This window comes from Flavobacterium litorale, assembly GCF_019613795.1.
Taxonomy (GTDB): domain Bacteria; phylum Bacteroidota; class Bacteroidia; order Flavobacteriales; family Flavobacteriaceae; genus Flavobacterium; species Flavobacterium litorale.
Map to the genome: position 1 here is coordinate 840,148 of NZ_CP080429.1, position 19,706 is coordinate 859,853.

The window sequence follows — 19,706 nt, forward strand, 5'->3', positions numbered from 1 at the left end:
TTTTATTAATTCTAAATAAAAGAATTGTAGCTTGCCGAAGATTAACTTTTGTTGAACGTACAGCACGTAAAAAATAATAGGGCTAAAAACAAAAAACGACCTTGAGTAAGGTCGTTTTTCAACTATATATATTCACTAAGTGTTAAAGATCAAAACCCATATTAACTCCTAGTTTTTTGGCAATAAGTTTTGTAATCCTGCTTTTGAGTTCGGGTAGCCTAATACTCTCAATTACTTCGTTGCTAAATGCGTACATTAGTAATGCTTTGGCTTCTTTTTTAGGAATACCACGCGACTGCATGTAAAACATAGCACTCTCGTCGAGCTGACCAATGGTACATCCGTGTGAGCATTTTACATCATCGGCAAATATCTCTAATTGTGGTTTTGCGTTTATCGATGCTTTTTCGCTCAATAATACGTTGTTATTCTGCTGGAAAGCATCTGTTTTTTGTGCTTCTTTCTCTACGTATATTTTACCATTAAATACCCCCGTCGACTTATCGCCATAAATACCTTTGTAGTTTTGGTGGCTTTCGCAATTTGGGGTTGCGTGGTGTACTAGCGTATAATGGTCCACGTGTTGTCTATCGCCAATAATGGTAATACCTTTCATGGTACTCTCTATATGCTCGCCTTTGTGGTAAAAGTTAAGGTTGTTACGGGTAACATTACCACCAAACGAAAAGGTGTGTACCGATGCGTTACTGTTGCGCTTTTGGCTTATGTAGGTATTATCAATAAGGTTTGCCGTTTGTACATCGTTTTGTACTTTGTAATAGTCGGCAATAGCATTTTCTGCCACAAACATCTCTGTAACACTATTGGTTAGTACTGGGTTGTTGTTAAGGCTTTGGTGACGCTCTATAATTTGTACCTGTGCGTTTTCGCCTACTATAACAAGGTTTCGAGGGTTTGTCATTAACGCTGCCTCATTCCCTGTAGAGAGGTACATGATTTCGATTGGTTTGTCGGCTACCTTGTTTTTGGGTACATTAATATAGGCACCCTCTACAGCAAATGCTGTGTTAAGCGATGTAATACTATCTTTAGTATCGGCTACTTTATTGTAGTAGGTATCTACAACATCCTTGTACTTGGGTTTGTTTAATGCTGATGACATTAGGCAAACATCAATACCCTCGTGCGTAGTTGATGATAAAAAGGAGCTAAATATACCATCTATAAACACTAACTTATAAGTATCTACATCATGAATAAAGTACTTTTTTACCTCAGGGTAGCTTATTGCGTTTTCTTGTTTTGGGAATACGCTAAAATCGTTTTTAAGGATGTTATTAAGCGATGTATATTTCCAAGCCTCGTCCTTTTTGGTAGGAAAGCCGTTATATTCGAAGTTTTTTATGGCATTGGTGCGAATATCGTGTAAATCCGATTCGATATCCAAACGCTCCTCAAACGCCATAAAAGACGATAATAGTTTTTCTTTTAAATCCATTGTGTGGTTTTTAAAGTTTGAATGTTGAACGTTGAAAAGTTTGGGTATCGCTGCTACAACTTTCTAACATTATAACTTTTAACTTTTTAACAACTATAGGTTTTCCGACTTAATCCAGTCGTAACCTTTTTCCTCTAGCTCGTAGGCTAGTTCCTTACCGCCCGATTTTACGATTTTACCGTTGTAAAGTACGTGTACAAAGTCGGGTACAATATGGTCTAGTAAGCGTTGGTAGTGGGTAATTACTACTACAGCATTATCTTTATTACGGAGCTTGTTAACGCCATTTGCAACTATACGGAGCGCATCAATATCCAAACCTGAATCGGTTTCATCCAATATTGCCAGTTTTGGCTCTAGCATTGCCATCTGGAAAATTTCGTTACGCTTTTTTTCACCACCCGAGAAACCTTCGTTTAACGAGCGCGAAAGGAACTTACGGTCAATCTCCAACAACTCGCTTTTTTCACGGATGAGTTTTAGCATCTCGTTAGCAGGCATCTCTTCTTTGCCTTGTGCTTTACGGCTTTCGTTAATGGCGGTTTTCATAAAATTGGTTACCGATACGCCTGGTATTTCTACAGGGTACTGAAACGAAAGGAAAACGCCTTTGTGCGCTCTCTCTTCGGGAGCTAGCTCGCCAATATCTTCCCCTTCTAAATGAATTCCACCATCGGTAACTTCGTACTCTTCTTTACCAGCAATTACTGCCGAAAGCGTACTTTTACCCGAACCATTGGGTCCCATTATAGCGTGTACCTCTCCAGCTTTTACTTCAAGATTAATTCCTTTTAGAATCTCTTTATCTTCAACACTTGCGTGTAGGTTTTTTATTGATAACATTTTTATTGGTTTGAAGTTTAAGGTTTAAAGTTGCTTATCGAAACTTTGTGCCTTTAAAATCTTTATTGTTTAAATAGATTATAAAATTATTTATTTTCCCACTCAAATTTTCAAAATCAGTTTTAAGCGAGTTAAATTCTTCTTCTTTGATGTAGCCATAATCAAATAGCCTGTATAACTGCGATCTTGCCTCGCCTGCTGAACCCTTTGCAATAGACAAAAACTGTCTGAATTCAAGATTTCCATTTCTTTCAAAGCCTTCAGCAATGTTATCCATAACAGAGCCTGAAGAAGCTTTTATTTGGTTACGCAACCTAAAATCTGACTTTAATCCCGTTTCATTCGAAATTTTATGTATTTGGGTAGTAAGCCTTCTTGCTTCCTTCCAAATCTCTAAATCTTCAAAACGTTTGATTGTGGCCATCAATATATTTTTTGCTTAAGTTTAAGGAACGTCTTATCGACTTTGAACCCTAAACTTTAAACTTTTTCTTACCCAACACTACCCTCAAGGCTAATTTCGAGTAGTTTTTGTGCTTCTACCGCAAATTCCATTGGTAATTTGTTTAGTACCTCTTTACTAAAGCCGTTTACAATAAGTGCAATGGCTTTCTCTGTAGGGATACCACGCTGGTTGCAATAAAACACTTGGTCTTCACCAATTTTACTGGTGGTTGCCTCGTGCTCAATTTTAGCAGTTGTATTTTTCGATTCGATATACGGAAAGGTATGCGCACCACATTCGTTGCCCATAAGTAACGAGTCGCATTGCGAGAAGTTACGGGCATTTTCGGCACGACCATTTATTTGTACCAATCCGCGGTAGCTGTTTTGCGATTTCCCTGCCGAAATACCTTTGGATATAATGGTACTCTTGGTGTTTTTTCCCAAGTGTATCATTTTGGTACCCGTATCGGCTTGCTGGTAGTTATTGGTTACCGCTATGGAGTAAAACTCACCTACGGAGTTATTCCCTTTTAATACACAGCTTGGGTATTTCCATGTTACTGCCGAACCTGTTTCTACCTGCGTCCACGATATTTTGGCGTTGTTTTCGCAAAGCCCACGCTTGGTTACAAAGTTATATACACCACCTTTACCCTCTTTATTACCAGGGAACCAGTTTTGTACGGTGCTGTATTTAATTTCGGCATCGTCCATAGCAATAAGCTCTACTACGGCGGCGTGCAATTGGTTTTCGTCACGGCTTGGTGCGGTACAACCTTCTAAATAACTTACATAGCTACCTTCGTCTGCTACTACAAGCGTTCTTTCAAACTGCCCTGTACCTGCTTGGTTAATTCGGAAGTAGGTAGAAAGTTCCATAGGGCAACGTACGCCTTTTGGGATGTAGCAAAAAGAACCATCTGTAAATACTGCCGAGTTTAGGGCAGCATAAAAATTATCTTTTTGTGGTACTACTGTACCCAAGTGTTTGCGCACTAGCTCTGGATGCTCTTTTATGGCTTCGGATATGGGGCAGAATATAATGCCTTTTTCCGCTAATGTTTTTTGGAAGGTAGTCGCTACCGAAACAGAGTCTACAACAATGTCTACCGCTACATTATTCATCTTCTTCTGCTCATCTACAGAGATGCCCAGCTTTTTGTACATGGCTAAAAGCTCTGGGTCTACATCGTCCAATGTTTTGTTAGGGTCTGCTTTTTTAGGTGCGGAGTAATAGGATATTGCCTGAAAATCAGGTTTCTCATAATGTACATTTGCCCACTCGGGCTCTTCCATTTGCTGCCAAACCCGAAAAGCCTCCAATCGCCATTCCGTCATCCATTCCGGCTCTTCTTTCTTTTTAGAAAGCGCACGAACAACATCTTCGTTAAGCCCATTAGGAAACGTATCCGATTCTATATCTGTATAAAAGCCGTATTCGTACTCTTTATTCTCGAGCTCAACTTTTAATTCTTCTTCTGTATATTTACTCATCTTAGTTTGAATGTTTTAACGTTTGAATGTTATAACGTTCCCGATAGGTACTTTATAAAACCACTCAATAGTTTTGATATATCATTAATCTTAACATTGAGTTTTTTAAACTCATCATTAGATATATAATTTAAATCTGATGCCAGATAAAGCTGCGATCTGAATTCTCCTGCCGAAGCCTTTGCTATATACAAAAACCTTATAAACTCTTTAGTTGTTTCCCTTTCGAAACCTTCCGCAATATTTGAGGTTATAGAAATACTAGCCTTCCTAATCTGATCCCTCAATCCGTAATCCTTAGCAAACAATACATTCTCATTTGTAACCTTATATATTTCTGCATTCAGTTCTCTCGATTTTTGCCAGGCAATTATTTCTTCAAATGAATTTAACTTCGCCATACAAAAACATTACAACATTACAACTTTCGAACTTTACAACAACATTTTACTTATAACGAAAAACTTTCGCCACAACCGCAGGTACGCTGTGCATTAGGGTTGTTAAATACAAAGCCCTTACCGTTAAGCCCTCCGCTATATTCTAGTATTGTACCCGCTAGGTACAAAAAGCTTTTTTTATCTACGGCTATTTTAATGTTATTGTCTTCAAATAGTTTATCGTTTTCGCCCATGGCTTTGTCAAACTTTAGGTCATACGATAAGCCCGAACATCCTCCACTCTTTACGCCTACCCTTACGTAATCCGTAAAGGCATCAAAACCATCGTCCGCCATTAGCGTAACAATCTTACTCTTCGCTGTTTCAGAAACTTTTATCATAATACTACAAATTTTAATTCGCAATACGGCAAAGATACCGCACAAAGTTAGACATTACAATAGCAGTTACCACTTTTATAACTATGTTAACTATAAAGAATATTTATAGTACAACGTTGAGTGCAATAATTCGTGTTAAATCCGTAACTTGCTAGCTTTAAAATCCAATACAACACCATGAAATTATACCCAATAGAGAGCGGTAACTTTAAGCTCGATGGCGGTGCTATGTTTGGCGTAGTACCCAAAACCATTTGGAACCGTACCAACCCTGCCGATGCCAATAACCAAATAGATATGGCGGCACGTTGCCTGCTTATTGAAGATGGCAAAAAACTAATACTTATTGATACGGGTATGGGCAACAAACAAAGCGATAAGTTTTTTGGCTATTACGCTATGTGGGGCGACCACTCTATAGATAAATCACTGGCGAAATACGGTTTTAATCGTGATGATATTACTGATGTGTTTTTAACCCACTTGCATTTTGACCACGTGGGCGGTGCCATACAATGGAATAAAGACCGCACGGGATACGAAACGGCTTTTAAAAATGCACATTTCTGGACGAACGACAACCATTGGGAGTGGGCTACACAACCCAACGCCCGCGAAAAAGCATCGTTTTTAACCGAAAACATAATGCCTATGCAAGAGAGTGGGCAACTAAAATTTATTGAACGCCCACAAGGCGATTTTAAAGAAAATAGCGAACTAGGTTTTGGAATATTATTTGCCGATGGGCATACCGAAAAACAAATGCTACCCCACCTAAAATTTATGGGTAAAACATTTGTGTACATGGCAGATTTATTGCCTACCGCAGGGCATATACCCCTACCCTACGTAATGGGTTATGATACCCGCCCATTGTTAACGATAGACGAAAAAGCAAAATTTTTAAATGCCGCTGCCGATAATAACTACCACTTGATATTAGGGCACGATGCGCACAACGAAATAATTACAGTACAGCACACCGAAAAAGGCGTACGCTTAAAAGACGTTTTAACGTGGAGCGATGTACTAACAGGATATTAATTTACCCTAAAGTGTAACAAACCAATAACAAATTATACTAATCTCAATAAAAGTAAACTTAATCGGATATGAAATTTAAATCAATTTACCTGTCGGCAGCCCTCGCGTTATTTCTTGTGGGATGTAGTGCTGGCAAAAAAATTACGGCAGAGCCTATTAGCGTTACTACACCGCTAACCCCTAAACAGGCTGAATTAACAGAAACAGAATTAGAGCGTTGGAGTCATCTTGACTTAATGACAGACACTATACCTGGAATGAGTGTAGATAAAGCATACAAACTACTTGAAGGCAGAAAGTTTAAAAAAGTTGTTGTAGGCGTTATTGACTCGGGTGTAGATATTGAGCATCCCGACTTGCAACCAGTTATCTGGACGAATGATAAAGAGGTTGCTGGTAACGGTAAAGATGATGATAAAAATGGTTATGTAGACGATGTACATGGATGGAACTTTTTGGGTGACATTAACCACGAAAATATGGAGTTTGTACGTATCCTGAAAAAAGGCGACGATGGCTCTGAAACGTACAAAAAAGCAAAAGCAGAATACGACAGAAAGTATGGCGAAGCAATGGCAGGAAAGCAACGTATGGAAGCTATTGCCAATGCCGATAAAGTGATGCAAGAGGCAACAGGTAAAGAAAACTATACTGCCGAAGATGTTAGAAACATCGAATCGGAAGATGCAACGGTAAACCAATTTAAACCCATGTTTGTACAAATACTAAGCAACATTACTCGAAAAGAGCTAATGGAGCAGGTAGAAGGCGGTATGGAATACTTTGGCGGACAAATGGAGTACCATTTAAATATGGAGTACGATGCCCGTAAAATGCTAGGCGACAACCCTGACGATTTTAACGACAGAGAGTATGGTAACGGCAACGTTATTGGTCCAGATAAAGATGGCGCAAAACACGGTACACACGTAGCAGGTATTATAGCACAAGTACGTAATAACGGTATTGGTGGCGACGGTGTTGCTAGCAACGTGGTAGAAATTATGGCAGTACGTGCCGTACCCGATGGCGATGAGTACGATAAAGACGTAGCACTAGCAATACGCTATGCCGTAGATAACGGAGCAAAAGTAATTAACGGAAGCTTTGGTAAATACTACGCTACACACAGCGATTGGGTATACGATGCAATTAAATATGCAGCCGAAAAAGATGTACTAATTGTATGTGCAGCAGGTAACGAGGGTACAGACCTTAACAAACCAGGTGGTGTAGAGCGTTACCCTAACGATAACCGAAATGGCGGTCCTGAAATTTCAGACAACTTCCTGTCGGTAGGTGCATTAAACTACCCGTTAGATGCTAACCTTATTGCAAGTTTTTCTAACTACGGTAAAAAAGATGTAGATGTATTTAGCCCAGGAGTTGAAATTTACGCTACAACGCCAGATAATAGTTACGAGTTTTTACAAGGTACTTCAATGGCATCGCCAAACGCAGCAGGTGTAGCAGCACTTATACGTGCCTACTACCCTAAGCTAACAGCAGCACAGGTAAAACGCATTATGATGCAGTCAGGACTTCCTATTGATATAGAAGTTGCCGCTGGAGGTAACCCCGAAGACATGCGCGCATTTAGCGATGTATCTATGACAGGGCGTATTGTAAACGCTTACAACGCTATTATTCTTGCCGATAAAATGTCGAGAATGTAAAACTAATTGTTAATATATATCCCTTAAAAACCCCACGAACCACATTACTTCGTGGGGTTTTTATTTTTACACCCTGTTTGTACTTCGCTCTCATATCTGAGCTGATTGAAGAGTTTAAAAAAACAGTAAAACTAGAACGCGAACAACACAGATTAGGCAAATTATCGCTAATAGACAGTATGATTGTAATAGTATAGGTTGGAGAAACTATATTTCCTGCAAGGTTTTTAAAACCTTGTAGGTACTTCATAACAATTAAATAAATACGTGACTAAAAGATTGCCACGCTCCGTTGCACTACACTCGCAATGACCCAAGCCTGAGAGTAACATAGCGGAATGAAAAATATAAAATTTAGAACACAAACAACACAGATTAGGCAAATTATCGCTAATAGATAGTATGATTGCAATAGTATAGGTTAGAAAAACTGTATTTCACGCAAGGTTTTTAAAACCTTGTAGGTACTTCATAACAATTAAATAAATACGTAATTAAAAAATTGCCGCGTCCTGTTGCACTACACTCGCAATAACGAGTACTGGCACTTTGTTAAAAATAAAAATTTCTATTTGTGCCAATTAGTATTAGTATTACCTTTTCTTTAAAACTTTTTATATTTTTAACCCATGAAGAAAATAACGTTACTTACCCTACTAATTACAGGCAGCCTATGGGCACAACACCAACACAATAACCCCAACCCAGGGTACTGGCAGCAACACGCCGATTATACAATGGAAGTTGCTATGGATGTAAAAACATACCAATACACAGGTACGCAAGAGGTGGTATATACCAACAACTCGCCCGATACCTTGCGCCATGTATATTACCATTTGTACAACAACGCTTTCCAACCCGGTAGCGAAATGGATGCACGCCTTACTAGCATAGCCGACCCCGACAAGCGTATGGTTAAAAGCTTTAAACGCGGTACCGAAACCATAACCGAAAGCCGTATTAGCACCCTAAAACCAAACGAAATAGGCTATTTAAAAATAAACAACTTAAAGCAAGATGGTACCGCAGCCCGAAACACTGTTGCAGGTACAGTACTGGAGGTAATACTACCCAAACCCATACTACCAGGAGCATCTACCACTTTTACCTTGGATTTTGAGGGACAGGTACCGTTACAGGTACGCCGTTCGGGCAGAAACAGCTCGGAGGATGTAGCCTTATCCATGACGCAATGGTACCCTAAAATGGCAGAATATGATTTTGAAGGCTGGCACGCCGACCCTTACATTGGGCGCGAATTTCATGGTGTATGGAGTAATTTTGATGTAAAAATTACTATTGATAAAGAGTACACTATTGGCGGCACGGGCTACCTGCAAAACAAAAACGAAATTGGTAAAGGCTACCAAGACGAAGGTATAAAAGTAAAACACCCACGTAAAGTAAAAACGCTTACATGGCACTTTGTTGCGCCAATGGTGCACGATTTTGCTTGGGGTGCTGATGACGATTATATACACGATAAAGTAGTTGCCGATAATGGCACAGAACTCCACTTTTTTTATAAGGACAATAAGGAGTACAACGAGAACTGGAAAAAAATGCAGCCTAAAACGGTAGAGTTGCTCAATTACTTTAATACTAACATCGGGGTATATCCGTACAAACAATACTCGGTAGTGCAAGGTGGCGATGGCGGAATGGAATACGCCATGTGTACCCTTATTACAGGTAATCGCAGCTACGGTAGCTTGGTGGGCGTTACAGCACACGAATTTGCACACTCATGGTTCCAACACGTGTTGGCAACCAACGAGGCAAAACACGAATGGATGGATGAGGGCTTTACCTCGTATATTTCGGATTTGGCTATGGAGGCCGTTATGCCTTCTAAAGAAGAAAACGCCAACCCCCTTGCAGGTGCTTACTCTAACTACTTTTATATGGCAGCGTCGGGCAAGGAGCAACCGCTTAGCACACATGCCGACCGTTACGACCAAAACGTATTGTATGGTATATCTGCCTACAGCAAAGGAGAAATTTTCTTGGCGCAATTGGGTTACCTCATCGGAGAAGATAAACTAAAGGAAACCATAAAACGTTTTTACACCGATTATAAGTTTAGCCACCCAACCCCTAACGATATTAAGCGTACTGCCGAACGTGTTAGTGGGGCGCACTTGGATTGGTATTTAACGGATTGGACGCAAACTACCAATACCATAGATTATGGTATTAAAGAAGTTAAGGCTAACGGGAATACAACCACAATTACGTTAGAGCGTATTGGGCGTATGCCAATGCCATTGGATATTATTGTAGCATACGAAGATGGCTCGCAAGAGAGTTTTTACATTCCATTACAAATGATGCGTTACGAAAAAGATAACCCCTACCCAAAGCTAAAGCGCACAGTAAAGGCAGACTGGAGTTGGGCGCACCCAACGTACGAGTTTACCATTAATCGCCCTAAAAGCGCTATTAAAGTTATGGCTATAGACCCTACCGAAACAATGGCAGATGTAAATAAAGAAAATAACCTGTACACACCACAAAATAACTAATATACTGCTAACGAGTAGGTTTAACAGAAGTTTAGCACTGCATTATCATATAATTTTGATATGCATGCCTACCTTTGTAGTGTAATAAAAATTAGTTGGATGTAATTATATAAAAAACCGCCGAAGTAGTGCCCGGCGGTTTTTTTGTGTTTGTACTTTTGCCATATTACGTCATGGCGTTAATGCGGATGCTTGCTTTTACTAATGCCAATGCTTTTACTTGCGCCAATTGCACCTCTTTATCTTGGTGGTGTTTGTTTTCGCTTACCAGTTTTATGTATTGCTTGTCGTCTGCCTTATGCACGTACTTCACGGTAATGTATTCCTCACCACCCATATCAATACTCAACAAGTACATTTCGCCCCAAAAAATACCGTTAGCAATATCGTTTATGGCTTTATACATTACAATATCGCCGCTTTTTAATAACGGGTACATACTATCGCCTGTTACGTACACCGCACCATCACATTTGGGTAAATGGGGTATCATAATATGGTCTACAGGTTTAAAAGCATTGTTATCGCCAAATAAGGGTACTAATCCCGCTACAGCCTCCAAATCGTATAACGGTATTTGTTGGCTTTCTACAGCAGTATCCGTTTTAAGGCGGTAAGTATTAATACTACTGTTTTGCCAAACAGTATCGGTAAGCAGCATATCGCCCTCGCCCGTAAGCAACCACGTAGGGTTAAGGTCGGGGTAAGTAGCATGAATTTTTTCTAGCATATTAGAGCCTATGCTCTTGCCATCCTTTACTGCTTTAGAGATGCTCCCCCTACTCGCACCAAGGCTATTCTCAAAAGCATAATAGCTTATTCCTTTTGCCTCTATGTATTTACCCACACGTTCTGATACCATAGTGTTATATTATTTTAGCACAATAATAAGAAAATAATCTGACATTTACTCGATACTCTTTTCCAGATTTTAAAATAATGTACCTTTGCGGCGTATGAAACAACCCGATTACACGTACCCGAAACACGAAAAGCTAAAAAGCAAAACCACTATAGACCGCTTGTTTACCGAAGGTAAAACGGTGGCTAAATATCCGTTGCGGTTGGTGTATGTACCCATTACCCATATTAAGGGCGGTGGTACATTGCAAATGGGGGTGTCGGTTTCTAAAAAACACTTTAAAAAAGCGGTAGACCGCAATTATTTTAAGCGTGTACTGCGCGAAACCTACAGGCTTAATAAGCACATTCTTACCGATAAAATTACCGAACCTACTGCCTTTATGTTTTTTTACCAAACTAAAGACCGCTTAACGTACGAGCAAATAAATACCAAAACCATACAACTCTTTGAAAAGTTTATAGCACAAGAAGGGCTGTAATGTACTAAGTTCTTGGTTTTTTACGTTTTTAAAAAGGTATTTAATGGTATAATGCCTATTTTCGTAGTTGCACTAGTTGTAATTCGCAAAAAATTAAATCGCAAAAAACATAAATCACTATAAAATTATGCTTCCTAAACTAAAGAAAAGATACATTGTTACCACGTTGGCAGTTGTTTTTCTGTTTGTTGGTACCAGCTTTAAGAGCGACTTTTTTGAAATCGCAAAGCAAATAGAAATATTTACCACCCTCTACAAAACAGTAAACACCAATTACGTAGATGATACGAACCCTGGCGAGCTTATGGATACTGCCATAAAAAGCATGCTGGCAGACCTAGACCCTTACACCAATTATTTTAACGAGGCCGATGTTGCCAAGTTTAAAATTAACAACACGGGCGAGTACACAGGCGTGGGTGCCTTAATTACCCGTAAAGAGGGTAAACTAATTATTAAAGAGCCGTACAAAGGGTATACTGCCGATAAAGCAGGGCTGAAAGCAGGCGACGAGATAATACAAATTGGCGATATAAACCTTACCGATTTTAAAGAGGATGCCCGAGAATTGCTTAAAGGAACACGCAACACTAAAATTAATATTAAGTACAAAAGGCAAGGCAAAGTATACAGTACCGAATTGGTATTGGATGAGGTAGATTTGCGTGCTGTGCCGTATTACGCTATGGCAGATACCGAAACGGGCTACATTGTGCTATCGCGTTTTAACGCAAAAGCATCTTCCGAAACCAAAGCAGCATTATTGGCATTGAAAAAAGAGGGCGCAAAAAAAATAATACTGGATCTTAGGGGCAACCCCGGTGGTTTGCTTAACGAGGCAGTAAATGTGTGTAACATTTTTATTCCTGCAGGAGAAACCATCGTAACCACAAAATCCAAAAATGCCAAGTATAACAATACGTACATAACGCAAAAGGCACCTGTAGATACCGATATTCCGTTGGTTGTTTTGGTAGATGGTAAAAGTGCATCGGCATCCGAAATCGTATCGGGCGCATTGCAAGATTTAGATCGTGCCGTAGTTGTAGGTAGCCGTAGTTTTGGTAAAGGTTTAGTACAACGCCCACTGGAGCTTACCTATGGTACACAGGTAAAAGTAACCATTTCGCGCTATTATACGCCTTCGGGCAGAGGCATACAGGCGTTGGATTATACACATAAAGATGCCGACGGTAAAGCCATTCGTATTGACAAGAAAGATTACAATGCCTTTAAAACCCGAAAAGGACGTACCGTGTATGATGGCGGAGGAATATTACCTGATGTGGTACTGGAAGAATCGAAACAAAGTACTATAGCCGATGCCCTACAGCGCAACGATGCTATTTTTAACTTTATTACCGATTATTACTACCGCAACCCCAACTTAGGTACTAAAATACCGCAGATAAGCGATAAGGATTTCCAAGATTTTAAGCATTTCCTTAAAAAAGAAGATTTTGAGTTTGATACCGAAACCGAAAAAGCATTAAAAGCAATGTATGAGGCATCGGTAAAAGAAAAAATTGACGATACTATTGCAAAAGAGTACAAAGAACTGGTAATGGCTTTGGAAAAAAGCGAGGAAAAGGAACTGGACGAGCATAAAACCGAAATTAAAAAACTAATGTTGGACGAAGCCATTAAACGCTACCAGTACCAAGAAGGGCTTTACAAATACTACACTACCAGTAACCCCGAAATTATAAAAGCCACAGCACTACTTAACAATACAAGTGAGTACAATAAAATACTCTTAAAATAAGCAACCCAAAAATATCCCCTTTTTATTATAGCAAGGGGATATTTTTTACGCTAAACTTTAAATATAAGGCGTTAATAAATGCCTAATTGTTAAAAACCTATACCTTTGCGCTTTAATTTTTATAAACCGTGAGTAGTAATCACAACAACCTAAACAAGGTAACAACAGGAGGAATTATTGTTACGTTGGGAATAATTTACGGAGATATAGGTACTTCTCCACTATATGTAATGAAAGCCATAATGGGCGAAGTACCTATAGCCGAAGAAGTAGTACTTGGTGCATTATCGTGTATTTTCTGGACACTCACGCTGCAAACCACCCTAAAGTACGTACTACTAACACTACAAGCCGATAACAATGGCGAAGGGGGTATATTCTCGTTATACACACTATTAAAACGCTTTAAGAAAAAATGGATGATAGTACCCGCCATTATTGGGGGTAGCTGCCTTTTGGCAGATGGGTTTATTACGCCCCCCATATCGGTAGCCTCTGCCGTAGAGGGTTTGCGGGTATTTAACCCTACCATAAACACCATTGCCATTGTAATTGGTATTCTTTTTGCACTATTTTTTATACAACGCTTTGGTACTAAGTTTTTAGGGCGGTTTTTTGGTCCTATGATGCTAGTTTGGTTTAGCATGCTAGGTATACTCGGCTTTATACAAATTTTCGATAACTTCTCCGTATTTAAAGCCCTTAACCCGTACTATGCTATTCATTTGCTTAGCATCCACCACGAAGGTTTTTACGTACTGGGCTTTGTGTTTTTATGTACCACAGGAGCAGAAGCACTGTATAGCGATATGGGGCATTGTGGCAGGAAAAACATTAGGGCAAGCTGGGTTTTTGTAAAAACCATGCTGGTACTAAATTACTTTGGGCAAGGTGCCTTTTTAATGAAATATTCGGGGCAAACCCTTGTAGATTTGGGTAGCTCGGGCAACCCTGGTAACCCGTTTTATATGCTAATGCCCGATTGGTTTTTGCCTGTAGGTATTGTTATTGCAACATCTGCAGCCATTATAGCCTCGCAGGCACTTATTAGCGGTTCGTTTACCATGATTAGTGAAGCAATGCGCCTGAATTTTTGGCCAAAAGTATCGGTTAAGTTCCCCACAGAGTTAAAGGGACAATTATACATCCCCTCTATTAACTGGTTACTGTTTTTTGGGTGTTGTTTTATAGTACTGTATTTTGAGGAATCCAGTAAAATGGAAGCAGCCTATGGGTTAGCCATTATTATCTGTATGCTCATGACGACGTCTTTACTTGGTATGTTTATGGCAACAAGGCGGTACAACCCGTGGGTTATATTTTTAATAATATCCGTTTATGTAACTATAGAAGGTGCCTTTTTTATAGCCAACATAGATAAATTTAGTAGCGGAGGTTACGTATCGGTAATTATAACAGGGGTACTTGGTATTATAATGACGGTATGGTACACCGCCAAACGCATCCGTAGCGATTATACGGAATTTACGAAAGTAGACAATTATAAAACCGTAATATCAGAGCTTAGTAACGACCGCTCTATACCTAAATATGCAACGCACTTGGTGTATTTAACCAACGCGCAGTTTAGCGATGAGATAGAATCGAAAGTACTGTATTCTATACTCCAAAAACGCCCAAAACGTGCCGATTTGTATTGGTTTGTACACGTTAACGTAGTAGACGAGCCGTACCGTATGGATTATCGTGTAAGGCATATTATAGAGGGCGACGTTATCCGTGTCGATTTCTATTTGGGCTTCCGTGTAGCACCCAGAATTAACCTTATGTTTAAAGAGGTGGTTAAAGATATGGTAGCGCGCGGCGAGGTAGATATAACGAGTAGGTATAAATCGTTAAACCGAAACAATGTTATTGGCGATTTTAAGTTTATAGTTATAGAAAAATTCATGTCGTACGATAATGACTTGCCTTGGTACGAAAGAATTATTTTGGACATTTACTATGTGCTTAAAAAAATCAGTCTTTCGGAGGGGCGTGCCTTTGGTTTGGACAGTAGTGCTGTAAAAGTAGAAAAGTTCCCTATAGTAATACATCCGCCCGAAGATATAGCCTTAAACCGAGTAGATGAGTAAAAAAATAATTAAATTAGCAGAAGGATGAAGATGATTTTTAACATACTGCTACTACTATTTACTACTGTTGGATTTGCCCAAGAGGAAACCGTTTATTCTATTTACTTTGAATTCGATAAATACAATCTGGACGATAAACAGGGTAATAACGTTGTGGCTTTTATAAAAGCCATAGATACTACTCGTATTGAAAGCATACAGATATTTGGCTATACCGACGATAGAGGTAAAGACGAATACAACTACAAGCTGTCTGAAAACCGTGCCAATACCATTAAAAACAAGATGATTGAAAGTGGTATTAAAAACAAAATTATTGTAACCATAGAGGGTAAGGGGCGTATTTTACTGGACGATGATATTGACGATGTATCGGAAGCGCGCTCTAAAAACCGCCGTGTAGATGTATTGGTTAATTTTGAAATCGCTCCGCCACCCAAGTTAGAGCCTGGTGTGTACAATACCGTAAAAGACGATATGATAGTAGGCGACCGTGTGTACCTACAAAACATCCTATTTCAACGTGGTAGTAGCAAACTTACCCGAAAATCGGTAACCGAGCTGGAACGGATTGCCCGTTTGTTGCACAAGTACCGAAACTTACATTTTGAAATTCAGGGGCATGTGTGCTGTACACCTACATTCCAAAAAGAAGCTATAGATAAAGATACCCGAAAGCGCGAACTCTCTATAAACCGAGCGCGTACCGTATATAAATTTTTACTAAAAAAACGAATTCCTGAAAGCCGAATGAGCTACAAAGGCTATGGTAATACTGTACCACTAGGTAAAGGCTCGGAGTACGACCGCCGTGTGGAATTGGTAATTACTAAAATTTAATTACCGTTTCCAGTTACAGTAAACAGCCACAGTTCTTAAGCATAATGAGCAATAATTATGTCCGTTTCATTCTAATGTGGGGTATGCCATCCTCTAAGTAGTCCTCGCCTACCTGCACAAAACCATGTGTTTCGTAAAACTTTTTTAAGTATAATTGCGCCGATATGGTAATCGCGGTAGTATTGTAATGCTCCTTAATGCCTGCTATAGCAGCCTCCATTAGGTTATGCCCCCATTTGCGGTCGCGGTATTTTTCGCTAATAACTACTCTGCCTATAGCGGGTTCGTCAAAATAATCGCCTGCTGCAAAAATACGGGCATAGGCAACTACACTACCGTTATAAGTGCCTACAAGGTGTAATGCCTTTTCATCCTTACCGTCAATATCTTGGTATACGCAATCCTGCTCCACCACAAACACTTCGCTACGCAATTGTAGTACATTATATAGTTCTTGTAACAAAAAGGCGTTAAATGGCTTTATTTTGAATTGGATGCTCATTACTGGAATTCTAATGATTTTATAATCGATTCTAATTCGATGATGAGGTCGCGTTTGGGCGACGACGGGCTGTATATAAAACCCTCTATTACCAAATAGCACTGGTGTTTGTTATCGCGAATGGCATAGTTAAGAAAAGGACCATTCATAAAATCGTTTTCCATATCCCAATTACCCCGTGTTTCAAAAGCACGCTTGTCTTTAAAACTCGTCATAAAAAGGTAGGGCGAATAGGCTTCTTCCGTTTTCATGTGCGTACCTTTTTCTTGCCCGTGTATGTACAAGCTGCCTATAGAGTCGCGCATGCTAATAATATTACCGAGTATTGTTTTTTCGTGCTCTATACGGTGGTAAGGCACACTGTACAACAAAATATTGGTATTACCACTAGGAATATCTTTTTTAAGCCAAACAAAGTTATCGTTTTGTATGGCGTAGGTGTAGGTTGTGGGTACCATTAAGCCTACATTAAATTGCTGCCGAATGTGGGTTATATCTAGCAGCCCCTCTTCTTCGTTACGTTTTTGGTTCTCGGCAATTTCGGTTTCTTTTATCTTCATGATAATATCGTACGAGTACATATCAATGAGTTCTAAAAGCTCTTCTACGGTTTCGCCACTAAAAGTAAACACGTTTTGAGGGGAACAAAACGTATCTTTTTTCGAGGTAAAATTTTTATCGCTGCCTTCGTTTACAATAATAATGTTTCTACCTTTTTTAAGTACGGCATCAAAGGTGGTGTCGTGGTATTGGTTAAGGGTAAAAAGAGGTTCTTCTTGCGTAAGCCCATCTACAGGGGCAGCTAGTTTTCTGCGTAAGCTATCGCCAACATCGCCATTCCAGAGCGCATCGTTTATAATGATGTATATCTCGTTAATGTTGCTTTTGGATGCTGTAGCTTCAGCATCGTTAGTGTTGTTGCAGCCTACGGCACAAAGAACAAAAACAAAAAATAGTATTTGTTTTATTCTTATCATGATATATTTACCCTCTTTTTCATCCTTAGTTCAGAATTACCCTCAGCTCCATACCTGGTTGTAGGTTGTCGCCCTCTATGGTATTCTTATTCCAGTTTTTTAGGTTTTCTACGGTTACACCAGGCAGTTTTTTAGCAATGCTAAACAACGAGTCGCCTTTTTTAACAATGTACATACGTTCTTCTTCGTAATTAGCGGCTTCGGCTCTTTTTTGCTTTGGTGTTTCGGCAACAGCTACCTCGGTAGTAGGTGCTATTTCGGGTTCGGTTGGTGTCTCAACGACAGCAGGAGTATCCTCGCTATTTTGTTCGTCTGTTGTGGCTACTGTTTCGGTTTGCTCCGCTATGGGTGCTTTTGTATTCTCGGCAATAGCCTCCTCTGGTTTTGGTGTTGCAACCTCAACAGTTACAGGTTTTACTTCTTGCTGTTTTTGTTCCTTCTTTTTGGCGGCAGCTATGGCTTCTTTTTCCTTTTTAGGAATAGCTACTATTTTAGTTTTGTATATTTTTAGGCGTTGCCCCACTCTAATCATAGTGCCTCTAATACCATTCCACCGTTTTAGCTTGGCTACCGATACACCGTGCTTTTGAGCTATTGCACCCAAGTTGTCGCCACTACGTACGCGGTAGGTTTTGGTGGTGGTTATTTTCTTTTTACCGTTTTGGAGTAATACTACGGCATCGTTACCATCGTATATGGGTTGTTCGCGCTGGCTAGCCTCGTAATCTATATAGGCATATATACCTTCCTCATTTGCTGTAAACAGCCCTATTTTATTTTTGGGCAACCTTAAATAAAAGGGTTTGGTAGAGCTGTACGGAACAACATCGAGCTTGTAAACGGGGTTGAGTAGTTGTAACTCGGCTACAGGGATATCGAGCAGGTTGGACACTTGCGCAAACGACATTTGGCGTTGCACTTGTACAGTATCTGTTTCGGCATACGCAATAGGTGCTTTGCCTGCGGGTTTAATACCATGTGCATCGGCATAGTCAAACATATACATGGTAGCTAAAAAAGCGGGTACATAACCACGCGTTTCTCTGGGTAGTTTGCGCCTAATGTTCCAGTAATTCTTTTTCCCGCCCGAGCGTCGCATGGCTTTGGTTACGTTACCTGGCCCTGCATTGTAGGATGCAAGTACCAAATCCCAATCGCCAAACATTCTGTAAAGGCTGGATAGGTATTGGCAGGCTGCCTCGGTAGCCTTTAACGGGTCGTAACGCTCATCAATATACGAGTTTACTTCGAGCTTAAACTGTTTGCCAGTAGGGTACATAAACTGCCAAAGCCCTGATGCGCCAACTCTTGATTTTGCGCGTGGGTTAAGTGCCGACTCTACAATGGCAAGGTATTTTAACTCCATGGGTATATCGTACTTTGCCAAATGTTCCTCGAACATCGGGAAATAGTATTCTGATAATACCATGATGCGCTCTATGGTTTTTTTTCTGTTTTTTAAGTACGATTTTATAACGTTTTCTAACGATGCATTGTACTCGATATGGAAAGGCGAAAGTGCATCCATAGCTGCTAACCTTTGTTTCAACACTTCGCTAGAAAGTTCGGGGTACACTACTACCGAATCGGGATTTACGTTGTGTATTTCTTCTTGCATGGTTGCAAAAAGAGCATCGTTAGTAAGCTCTTTTACCCAAAGGCTATCTATACGTGCAAGTGCCTCATTATGGGTAAATGTTGCTTTTAAAGAGTCGATATACGATAGTTTTACCTCTGCCTTTGGCACACTTATAGGTGCCTGAGCACTCTCTTGTGCAAACGCAGTGCAAGAAAGTATCCCAGCAACAAACAACAGCATTCTTTTCATCTTCATAAATTACTTTTTAAGGGTTATAGGTTTGCACAAAAAGTGTATGCAAACCTATAACTTTACATAGTGCGTATTTCGTA

Annotated in this window: 17 protein-coding genes; 7 read left to right on the forward strand and 10 right to left on the reverse strand. The window is 39.8% G+C overall.

Annotation, left to right across the window (positions count from 1 at the left end):
- Positions 1-142: 142 nt before the first annotated feature.
- The 6 genes from sufD to K1I41_RS03725 all read right to left on the reverse strand — a co-directional run bounded on the left by sufD (position 143) and on the right by K1I41_RS03725 (position 5,024).
- On the reverse strand, positions 143-1,459 hold the full coding sequence (sufD, locus tag K1I41_RS03700) for a Fe-S cluster assembly protein SufD (RefSeq protein WP_220641338.1): 1,317 nt from the start codon (positions 1,457-1,459) through the stop codon (positions 143-145).
- A 93-nt stretch (positions 1,460-1,552) separates the two neighbouring features.
- The gene (gene sufC / locus K1I41_RS03705; protein ID WP_220641339.1) at positions 1,553-2,302 is read right to left on the reverse strand and encodes a Fe-S cluster assembly ATPase SufC; all 750 of its coding nucleotides are present in this window, start codon (positions 2,300-2,302) and stop codon (positions 1,553-1,555) included.
- 34 nt (positions 2,303-2,336) lie between these two features.
- On the reverse strand, positions 2,337-2,726 hold the full coding sequence (locus K1I41_RS03710) for a four helix bundle protein (protein WP_220641340.1): 390 nt from the start codon (positions 2,724-2,726) through the stop codon (positions 2,337-2,339).
- Between the two features lie 68 nt (positions 2,727-2,794).
- Complete coding sequence (gene sufB / locus K1I41_RS03715; RefSeq protein ID WP_220641341.1) at positions 2,795-4,243, reverse strand: Fe-S cluster assembly protein SufB; 1,449 nt, start codon at positions 4,241-4,243, stop codon at positions 2,795-2,797.
- 29 nt (positions 4,244-4,272) lie between these two features.
- On the reverse strand, positions 4,273-4,644 hold the full coding sequence (locus K1I41_RS03720) for a four helix bundle protein (protein WP_220641342.1): 372 nt from the start codon (positions 4,642-4,644) through the stop codon (positions 4,273-4,275).
- Positions 4,645-4,694: 50 nt separating this feature from the next.
- Complete coding sequence (locus tag K1I41_RS03725; RefSeq protein WP_220641343.1) at positions 4,695-5,024, reverse strand: HesB/IscA family protein; 330 nt, start codon at positions 5,022-5,024, stop codon at positions 4,695-4,697.
- Between the two features lie 177 nt (positions 5,025-5,201).
- On the opposite strand from K1I41_RS03725, the gene K1I41_RS03730 reads away from it, so the two are divergent.
- From K1I41_RS03730 to K1I41_RS03740, 3 genes are all read left to right on the forward strand, one after another.
- Entirely contained in the window at positions 5,202-6,068 is an 867-nt protein-coding gene (locus tag K1I41_RS03730; RefSeq protein WP_220641344.1) for an MBL fold metallo-hydrolase, read from the forward strand.
- A gap of 68 nt (positions 6,069-6,136) precedes the next feature.
- The gene (locus tag K1I41_RS03735; protein WP_220641345.1) at positions 6,137-7,744 is read left to right on the forward strand and encodes a S8 family peptidase; all 1,608 of its coding nucleotides are present in this window, start codon (positions 6,137-6,139) and stop codon (positions 7,742-7,744) included.
- Positions 7,745-8,373: 629 nt separating this feature from the next.
- Positions 8,374-10,272: a M1 family metallopeptidase gene (locus K1I41_RS03740; RefSeq protein WP_220641346.1), complete on the forward strand. Its 1,899-nt coding sequence runs from the start codon at positions 8,374-8,376 to the stop codon at positions 10,270-10,272.
- A 166-nt stretch (positions 10,273-10,438) separates the two neighbouring features.
- On the opposite strand, the gene K1I41_RS03745 is transcribed toward K1I41_RS03740, so the two are convergent.
- Positions 10,439-11,134, reverse strand: a complete 696-nt coding sequence (locus K1I41_RS03745) for a S24 family peptidase (protein WP_220641347.1) — start codon at positions 11,132-11,134, stop codon at positions 10,439-10,441.
- A 94-nt stretch (positions 11,135-11,228) separates the two neighbouring features.
- Here K1I41_RS03745 and rnpA point away from each other — a divergent pair, with 94 nt between their 5' ends.
- From rnpA to K1I41_RS03765, 4 genes are all read left to right on the forward strand, one after another.
- Positions 11,229-11,615: a ribonuclease P protein component gene (gene rnpA / locus K1I41_RS03750; RefSeq protein ID WP_220641348.1), complete on the forward strand. Its 387-nt coding sequence runs from the start codon at positions 11,229-11,231 to the stop codon at positions 11,613-11,615.
- Positions 11,616-11,742: 127 nt separating this feature from the next.
- A complete protein-coding gene (locus K1I41_RS03755; protein WP_220641349.1) occupies positions 11,743-13,380 on the forward strand; it encodes a S41 family peptidase in 1,638 nt (545 codons plus the stop codon).
- A 128-nt stretch (positions 13,381-13,508) separates the two neighbouring features.
- Positions 13,509-15,476, forward strand: a complete 1,968-nt coding sequence (locus K1I41_RS03760) for a KUP/HAK/KT family potassium transporter (RefSeq protein ID WP_220641350.1) — start codon at positions 13,509-13,511, stop codon at positions 15,474-15,476.
- Positions 15,477-15,500: 24 nt separating this feature from the next.
- Positions 15,501-16,316 (forward strand): OmpA family protein, encoded by an 816-nt coding sequence (locus K1I41_RS03765; RefSeq protein ID WP_220641351.1) that lies wholly within the window; start codon positions 15,501-15,503, stop codon positions 16,314-16,316.
- A gap of 55 nt (positions 16,317-16,371) precedes the next feature.
- On the opposite strand, the gene K1I41_RS03770 is transcribed toward K1I41_RS03765, so the two are convergent.
- The 3 genes from K1I41_RS03770 to K1I41_RS03780 are packed head-to-tail and all read right to left on the reverse strand — an operon-like array spanning position 16,372 to position 19,629.
- Positions 16,372-16,818 carry a GNAT family N-acetyltransferase gene (locus K1I41_RS03770; protein WP_220641352.1) on the reverse strand — a complete coding sequence of 149 codons (447 nt, stop codon included), beginning with the start codon at positions 16,816-16,818 and terminating at the stop codon, positions 16,372-16,374.
- Positions 16,818-17,795, reverse strand: a complete 978-nt coding sequence (locus K1I41_RS03775) for a DUF4837 family protein (RefSeq protein ID WP_220641353.1) — start codon at positions 17,793-17,795, stop codon at positions 16,818-16,820. Before K1I41_RS03775 ends, K1I41_RS03770 begins: the two co-directional genes overlap by 1 nt.
- Positions 17,796-17,820: 25 nt before the next feature.
- Positions 17,821-19,629 carry a LysM peptidoglycan-binding domain-containing protein gene (locus K1I41_RS03780; protein WP_220641354.1) on the reverse strand — a complete coding sequence of 603 codons (1,809 nt, stop codon included), beginning with the start codon at positions 19,627-19,629 and terminating at the stop codon, positions 17,821-17,823.
- Between the last annotated feature and the right edge of the window lie 77 nt (positions 19,630-19,706).

What these genes read in the sequence shown, in the direction of transcription:
- sufD (WP_220641338.1), bottom strand. Translation starts at nt 1,459, where the DNA reads ATGGATTTAAAAGAAAAACTATTATCGTCTTTTATGGCGTTTGAGGAG.
- sufC (WP_220641339.1), bottom strand. Translation starts at nt 2,302, where the DNA reads ATGTTATCAATAAAAAACCTACACGCAAGTGTTGAAGATAAAGAGATT.
- K1I41_RS03710 (WP_220641340.1), bottom strand. Translation starts at nt 2,726, where the DNA reads ATGGCCACAATCAAACGTTTTGAAGATTTAGAGATTTGGAAGGAAGCA.
- sufB (WP_220641341.1), bottom strand. Translation starts at nt 4,243, where the DNA reads ATGAGTAAATATACAGAAGAAGAATTAAAAGTTGAGCTCGAGAATAAA.
- K1I41_RS03720 (WP_220641342.1), bottom strand. Translation starts at nt 4,644, where the DNA reads ATGGCGAAGTTAAATTCATTTGAAGAAATAATTGCCTGGCAAAAATCG.
- K1I41_RS03725 (WP_220641343.1), bottom strand. Translation starts at nt 5,024, where the DNA reads ATGATAAAAGTTTCTGAAACAGCGAAGAGTAAGATTGTTACGCTAATG.
- K1I41_RS03730 (WP_220641344.1), top strand. Translation starts at nt 5,202, where the DNA reads ATGAAATTATACCCAATAGAGAGCGGTAACTTTAAGCTCGATGGCGGT.
- K1I41_RS03735 (WP_220641345.1), top strand. Translation starts at nt 6,137, where the DNA reads ATGAAATTTAAATCAATTTACCTGTCGGCAGCCCTCGCGTTATTTCTT.
- K1I41_RS03740 (WP_220641346.1), top strand. Translation starts at nt 8,374, where the DNA reads ATGAAGAAAATAACGTTACTTACCCTACTAATTACAGGCAGCCTATGG.
- K1I41_RS03745 (WP_220641347.1), bottom strand. Translation starts at nt 11,134, where the DNA reads ATGGTATCAGAACGTGTGGGTAAATACATAGAGGCAAAAGGAATAAGC.
- rnpA (WP_220641348.1), top strand. Translation starts at nt 11,229, where the DNA reads ATGAAACAACCCGATTACACGTACCCGAAACACGAAAAGCTAAAAAGC.
- K1I41_RS03755 (WP_220641349.1), top strand. Translation starts at nt 11,743, where the DNA reads ATGCTTCCTAAACTAAAGAAAAGATACATTGTTACCACGTTGGCAGTT.
- K1I41_RS03765 (WP_220641351.1), top strand. Translation starts at nt 15,501, where the DNA reads ATGAAGATGATTTTTAACATACTGCTACTACTATTTACTACTGTTGGA.
- K1I41_RS03770 (WP_220641352.1), bottom strand. Translation starts at nt 16,818, where the DNA reads ATGAGCATCCAATTCAAAATAAAGCCATTTAACGCCTTTTTGTTACAA.
- K1I41_RS03775 (WP_220641353.1), bottom strand. Translation starts at nt 17,795, where the DNA reads ATGATAAGAATAAAACAAATACTATTTTTTGTTTTTGTTCTTTGTGCC.
- K1I41_RS03780 (WP_220641354.1), bottom strand. Translation starts at nt 19,629, where the DNA reads ATGAAGATGAAAAGAATGCTGTTGTTTGTTGCTGGGATACTTTCTTGC.